At 57.9% G+C, this 6000-nt stretch carries 6 protein-coding genes and 1 tRNA gene; 3 read left to right on the top strand and 4 right to left on the bottom strand.

Going from position 1 to position 6000, the window contains the following annotated elements; all coding sequences use genetic code 11:
* The 4 genes from IBX51_RS08830 to IBX51_RS08815 all read right to left on the bottom strand — a co-directional run bounded on the left by IBX51_RS08830 (position 1) and on the right by IBX51_RS08815 (position 3787).
* Positions 1 to 76 (bottom strand) — tRNA-Phe (locus IBX51_RS08830).
* Positions 77 to 195: 119 nt separating this feature from the next.
* Complete coding sequence (locus tag IBX51_RS08825) at positions 196 to 468, bottom strand: oxidative damage protection protein (RefSeq protein WP_291830784.1); 273 nt, start codon at positions 466 to 468, stop codon at positions 196 to 198.
* 83 nt (positions 469 to 551) lie between these two features.
* Positions 552 to 1616, bottom strand: a complete 1065-nt coding sequence (gene mutY / locus IBX51_RS08820) for an A/G-specific adenine glycosylase (protein ID WP_291830782.1) — start codon at positions 1614 to 1616, stop codon at positions 552 to 554.
* Positions 1613 to 3787, bottom strand: a complete 2175-nt coding sequence (locus tag IBX51_RS08815; protein WP_291830780.1) for an AsmA family protein — start codon at positions 3785 to 3787, stop codon at positions 1613 to 1615. Before IBX51_RS08815 ends, mutY begins: the two co-directional genes overlap by 4 nt.
* A gap of 206 nt (positions 3788 to 3993) precedes the next feature.
* On the opposite strand from IBX51_RS08815, the gene IBX51_RS08810 reads away from it, so the two are divergent.
* From IBX51_RS08810 to hisH, 3 genes are all read left to right on the top strand, one after another.
* Complete coding sequence (locus IBX51_RS08810; protein ID WP_291830779.1) at positions 3994 to 4455, top strand: SRPBCC family protein; 462 nt, start codon at positions 3994 to 3996, stop codon at positions 4453 to 4455.
* Positions 4456 to 4560: 105 nt separating this feature from the next.
* Positions 4561 to 5154 (top strand): imidazoleglycerol-phosphate dehydratase HisB, encoded by a 594-nt coding sequence (gene hisB, locus IBX51_RS08805; RefSeq protein WP_291830778.1) that lies wholly within the window; start codon positions 4561 to 4563, stop codon positions 5152 to 5154.
* Between the two features lie 27 nt (positions 5155 to 5181).
* Positions 5182 to 5823, top strand: a complete 642-nt coding sequence (hisH, locus tag IBX51_RS08800) for an imidazole glycerol phosphate synthase subunit HisH (RefSeq protein ID WP_291830777.1) — start codon at positions 5182 to 5184, stop codon at positions 5821 to 5823.
* Positions 5824 to 6000 lie beyond the last annotated feature (177 nt).

Genomic DNA, 6000 nt, shown 5'->3' with positions numbered 1-6000 from the left:
TGGTGCCCGGAGGCGGAATCGAACCACCGACACGAGGATTTTCAATCCTCTGCTCTACCAACTGAGCTATCCGGGCGTGTTGGGCTATGTACCTCAACGGGGCGCTATTAAACCGGTTTAGGGTTTGGGAGTCAAGGCTGGCCGGTAAAAATATTCTCAAAGATTTTGCGGCTGTACAGACCTTGATCAACCTGGCTATTTTTCCGGTGGTACGTAGCCTTCAGCCTTGTCGAAAGGCTCATTATTAAAGAAGTGTCCCATCTGGGCTTGCAGGTATTTCCGGTGGCTCGGGTCCATCATGCTCAGGTGCTTTTCATTAATCAGCATGGTTTGTTGGTGTTGCCATTCGTCCCAGGCCTGCTTGGAGATGTTCTCGTAGATGTCCTGGCCTTTGGGGCCCGGCATGGGCGGCATGGTCAGTCCTTCCAGGTCTTTCTGGTATTTGCGGCAGAATACGGTGCGGCTCATGGCGGCTCCTGTGTTGATGTTCAGTTTGGCGAATGATAACAGATCAGTTCCGAGTGTGACTTGAGCATCTGCAATTGCAGGATTCAGAGCAGGGTGGTTTGCTCCGGTTCTGTCAGCAGGGTGCGAATGGGGGCAGGTAAACCCAAAGACAATGCTTCATCGCGATGCAGCCAGCGGTGCCGGTCGGAATCAGCAATGCCGGATACGTCGATGACGGGCATTCGTGCGGGCTGGATATGCAGGTGGTAATGGCTGAACGTATGGCGAAAGCCGCTGATCAGGTCCGGGTTTTGGCAGGTGATGCCCAGTGCTTTCTCGCAGGCATCCTGCAGTTCTTCCGAGCCGTAAGCCGGGTCCAGCTCTGGCAGGCTCCACAGGCCGCCCCAGATGCCGCTGGGTGGCCGGCGCTCCAGCAGGATGCGACCCTCGCCGTCTTCCAGAATCAGCATCCAGGTGGTTTTTTCCGGTTTGGCTTTTTTCGGTTTCGAGCCAGGGTAGAGCGTTACCTCGCTGCGGGCCCTGGCTGCACAGCCATCGCTGATTGGGCAGGTGTTGCAGGCCGGTTTACTGCGAGTGCAGACCATGGCGCCCAGGTCCATGATGGCCTGAGTGTAGTCTCTGGCCCGGTCATCGGGCGTGTGGGCTTCGGCGTGTTCCCAGAGTGTATTCAGCACCGAGGTTTGCCCCGGCCAGCCGGGTACGGCGTGATAGCGGGCGAGAACCCGTTTTACGTTGCCATCCAGAATGGCGGCTCGCTTTCCGAACGCCTGGGCGATGATGGCCGCAGCGGTTGAGCGGCCAATGCCGGTGAGGGGTTCGAGTTGTTCCTGATCGCAGGGGAACTCGCCCCCGAATTCCTCAACCACCTGTTTGGCGGCTTTGTGCAGGTTGCGGGCGCGGGCATAGTAGCCAAGGCCAGACCAGTGGCTGAGCACATCGTCTTCCGGTGCGGTGGCCAGTTCCTGAACATCAGGAAAGCTCGCCATGAAGGCTTCGAAGTAGGGGATCACGGTGGTGACCTGGGTCTGCTGAAGCATGATTTCAGAGACCCACACCCGGTAGGCGTTGCGGTTGTGGTGCCACGGCAGGTCATGCCTGCCGTGTTGGTCGTACCATGCCAGTAACTGATCGGCGAACCGGTCGCTCATCGGTTGAACAATCCTCGTACTGCATCCCGAACGCGGTCACCGTCTTCACCCAGGCGCTTGTCGATTTCTTCGCGAGCCCGCTCTTCCGCCCTCTGCTTGGCGCGGTCGGTTTCTTCTTGAACGCGGGCTCGTGCGGCATTGGCTGCGATATCTTTCAGCGTGTCGCGGAAGCGTGATCCGTCAAATGAGCACAGGCCAGCAGGGTTCTCCACGAAATTACCACGGCACTCTACAGGGATCACCACGTTCTGAACGTATTCAGTTACCCGGCAGGCGTTGTCGCGGTGGATGTCGCCCACAATGCGCAGGCCCAGTTCGTAGTCAAGAAGGCTCTGTTCCATATCTACGGTGCCATTGCCTTCCAGGCGCATGCCGGCCAGTGCGGCAACCAGGTCTGTGTTGTTCAGGGTGTTGCCATCAATTTTCAGAGTACCGCGCATATCGTTGAACGGAGTGTGCTCGCCCCAGTCCGCAGTGCTCAGGGAATCCTGGTTGGCCAGCGCAATGCCCTGGCAAGCCATGCGGGTAAGGTTCATATTGCGCAGCATGCCCTCAGCCAGATTAAAGCTGATCTCGCCATTGGCGTTGTTGCGCAGGGTTGAAATGCGATTGCCGTTGGTGTCGACGGCCACTTTCAGATTGGCCGCGCCGGACAGCATGTCGACCTCGGCAAGATCGGTGAGCAGAGGCAAGGTTTTCACGTTGCTGACGTCGGAGCGAACCCGCCACTTAGGGTTGTCGGTGCGGGCATCAATGGTGACGTTGGCGCCGAAGCTACCGTCATAGAGCTTGCCGCTGAACTGGTCCACTTGCAGCAGGCCGTCTTTGGCGGTGGTGCTGGCCTTGATCTCGTTAATGGTCAGATTGCTGATGATCAGTTCGCCCAGGCCAAAATCGATATCCAACAGCAGGTCGCGGATGGTTTCCAGTGGCAGAAGATCGCCCTCCGGGCTGGCTTCGGCGGTTTGCTGCGGAGCAGCTTCCTCTTCATCGGAGGCTGGCGGCAGGTATCGGTCGGCGTTGATCTTGTCGCCTTGCAGGTTGAAGGTCAGCCCGCCGTTGGCAAGGTTGTAGCTGCCACCGCCATTGAAGGTGGTGTCATCCAGCGTGATTTTCAGGTCACTCAGGGCAACGGTGCCGGGTTGGCCACCCAGGTTGGTGGATAGCGCGATGGCCTTGAGCACATCCGGGTCTTGGGTCTCTATTGCCGGCTGGCCCAGATTGCTCAGAAGTTGCTTGAGCGAGAAGCTGGCAATCTCCAGGCGGCCATCCAGTGCTGGCTGATCGCCAAAACCACTAACATTCAGGTTGGTGCTTAGCTTCAGGTTGGCCAGGCTGGCGGTGAAGTCGTTCAGGGAAGCGGTCTCTTCCTCCAGGTTGGCCAGCAGCGAGCCGGCCACTTCCGCCTTCACGGATTTGCCACCAAACGGTTCGCCGTTCATGTCAAAGACAGCCTTGAGGCCGGATACTGCAAATTCGTTCAGGGCCTGATTGGCGTTCACACGGGCGCTGATGCTGCCATCAACGGCAAATTGAGGCTGGGCGGTTTCCACCTTAAAGCGAATATCGAGGGGGAACTCGGAGCCCAGGGTGATGTTGCTGGCGGAAACCGTGAAATCTTCCAGGGTCACGGACTGGCCGGTGCTGAGGTCGTTGTAGTGAACCCGGGCGTTGGTGATTTCGATGTTCTCAACGTTAAAGTCGAGCATCTCGCCACTGCCAGTGTCTTCTGCGGTTTCTGTGGGTTCAGCGGCGGCCTGTTCGGCGGTTTCAGAGGGCTCACCTTCGGGCATGATTCGCGTCCAGTTACCCTCGCCTTGCTCGTTCACCACCAGCCGCGCATCCAGGCCATCCAGCAGGAAGGTATTCACCCGTGGCGCCATGGCAATCAGCGACCAGAAATCGATCTGGGCGACCAGGCGCTCCAGCGCAACCAGCCGCTCGCCTTCCAGAGTGGCCTCGACATTGTTCAGCTCAAGGCCCAGTGGAATAAAAGACCAGCCAATGTCGCCTTCCAGGATAAGGTCGAGGTTGGTGTGCTTCTCAACCGCGGCCTCAATCTGGGGTTTGTAATCATTCGGATTGATCACGGCAACAGCAATGGCAACAGCCGCGATGGCCAGTACAATCAGGGCGATCACGGCGTAAAGCGCATAGCGGATAACTTTCATGGTACGAGTTCCTTGTCTTCCCGGCAGGGTGGGGTGCCTGTCTTGTTTCGGGTGAATAACCCAAAGGATAACGCAGGGTTAGTAAATTAACAGCGTAGGAATATGACAATGCGTTAGTCTTGGGTCAAAATACACCTTGTCCAGAAGTCAGACGATAACTCTGGCTTGCATTAATAAGCGCAAATAAGCATAAAAAGGAGCTGGCTGTGGCCATTACCGTATCGATTGAGCTAAACCGGGATATTGAGATTCCGGCAGGCTATGACGAAGTATTCGATCTGCTGGCAGATGTTCCCCGGTCTGCCAGCCACTTTCCGAAAGTCGATAAGCTGATCGACCTGGGCGGCAATGCCTACCGTTGGGAAATGGAGAAAGTGGGTGTCGACAAACACGCCATCCAATCGGTCTATGCCTGTACCTACCACGCAGACAAAGATGCCGGCAAGATCACCTGGACACCGGTGAAAGGCGAAGGCAATGGCGTTGTCAGTGGTGCCTGGACCATTACCGCCAACGGTGATGGCGCCACCAAGGTGCGCTTCCAAACCAACGCCCAGCTGACGGTGCCTCTGCCCAGCCTGCTCAAACTGGCCATCAGCCCGGTCATCAAGCACGAGTTCAACAGCCTGGTTGACACTTACATGAGCAACCTCAAGAAGGCGTTCTGAGCTATCGGGGTGATTGATCCCGTTGCGGGACTCTGGATGTTTAAATGGGTATAATCGCCGTATTCAGTATTTCGGTATCAAGCCAGTTTTTACAACGGAGTCTCCATGGCTGAACGCAAGGCACGGGTAGAGCGCAATACCCTTGAAACCCAGATTTCTGTCGAGATCAACCTCGACGGCACAGGCAACGCCAATTTTGATACCGGTGTGCCCTTTCTCGACCACATGATGGACCAGATTGCCCGTCACGGCCTGGTAGACCTGGACATCACCTGCAAGGGCGACCTGCACATCGACGACCACCACACCGTGGAAGACATCGGCATCACCCTGGGTCAGGCTTTCAAGCAGGCTGTTGGTGACAAAAAAGGTATCCGCCGTTACGGCCACGCCTACGTGCCCCTGGACGAAGCACTGTCCCGCGTGGTCATCGACCTCTCTGGCCGCCCAGGTTTGCTCATGGACGTGCCCTACACCCGCGCCAGCGTGGGTGGCTTTGACGTAGATCTGTTCGGGGAGTTCTTCCAGGGCTTTGTCAACCACTCCATGGTGACCCTGCACATCGACAACCTGAAGGGCAAGAACACCCATCACCAGATCGAAACCGTGTTCAAAGCCTTCGGCCGCGCACTGCGCATGGCGATTGAAATGGACGAGCGCATGGCGGGTATTACTCCGTCTACCAAAGGCGCCCTGTAACCGGTCACCGAAAGGAACAGATCCACCATGAAGACCGTCGCCATCATCGACTACGGCATGGGCAACCTGCATTCCGCCCGTAAGGCCGTGGAGCACGTGGCCCCGGACTGCACCGTACTGGTCACAGACGATGCCGCCAAAATCCGCGAAGCCGACCGTGTGATCCTGCCCGGCGTTGGCGCCATCCGCGACTGCATGGCCGAAATGCACCGTTTGGGCGTGGTTGAACTCGTCAAAGAAGTCTCCCGGGACCGCCCGTTCCTCGGCATCTGCGTCGGCATGCAGGCCCTGATGGCCCGCAGCGAAGAAAACGGGGGCGTGGAAGGCATTGGCCTGTTCCCGTCGGAAGTCCGCTACTTCGGTGACAACCTGACCGAAAACGGCGAACGCCTGAAAGTGCCCCACATGGGCTGGAACCAGGTGTATCACACCGCAGACCACCCGCTCTGGCACAACATCCCGGACGGCGACCGCTTCTACTTTGTGCACAGCTACTACGCCGAAGCCGAAGGCAACGCCGACATGGCCGGCCGCACCCGCTATGGCGTTGACCTGGCGGCAGCGGTGGCAAAGGACAATATATTTGCAGCGCAGTTCCACCCGGAGAAAAGTGCCCGGGCAGGCCTGCAGTTGCTGGAAAACTTCACGAACTGGACTGGAAAAAGCTAAGGGAGAAACTCGTTCGTTGCTGCTCGGATGATGTTGCGGGCAAGAAACGAGTAGCCCGCTGATGCGGGGAGAGCCCTCCGGGACTGTCTGCAGCAGGGATGCTGCAGTCAAGCGTACACGAACGTATTCACAGCGTGTCCCGGAGGGCTCTCCCCGTAGCAGTGGGCGGGCGGCCAT

The sequence above is a fragment of the Marinobacter sp. genome, from assembly GCF_014859525.1.
GTDB lineage: Bacteria > Pseudomonadota > Gammaproteobacteria > Pseudomonadales > Oleiphilaceae > Marinobacter.
This window is presented reverse-complemented; position numbering and strand designations above follow the sequence as displayed.

Excerpts from the sequence above, each read along its gene's own strand:
- IBX51_RS08825 (WP_291830784.1), bottom strand. The coding sequence starts at position 468 with ATGAGCCGCACCGTATTCTGCCGCAAATACCAGAAAGACCTGGAAGGA.
- IBX51_RS08815 (WP_291830780.1), bottom strand. The coding sequence starts at position 3,787 with ATGAAAGTTATCCGCTATGCGCTTTACGCCGTGATCGCCCTGATTGTA.
- hisB (WP_291830778.1), top strand. The coding sequence starts at position 4,561 with ATGGCTGAACGCAAGGCACGGGTAGAGCGCAATACCCTTGAAACCCAG.
- hisH (WP_291830777.1), top strand. The coding sequence starts at position 5,182 with ATGAAGACCGTCGCCATCATCGACTACGGCATGGGCAACCTGCATTCC.
- mutY (WP_291830782.1), bottom strand. The coding sequence starts at position 1,616 with ATGAGCGACCGGTTCGCCGATCAGTTACTGGCATGGTACGACCAACAC.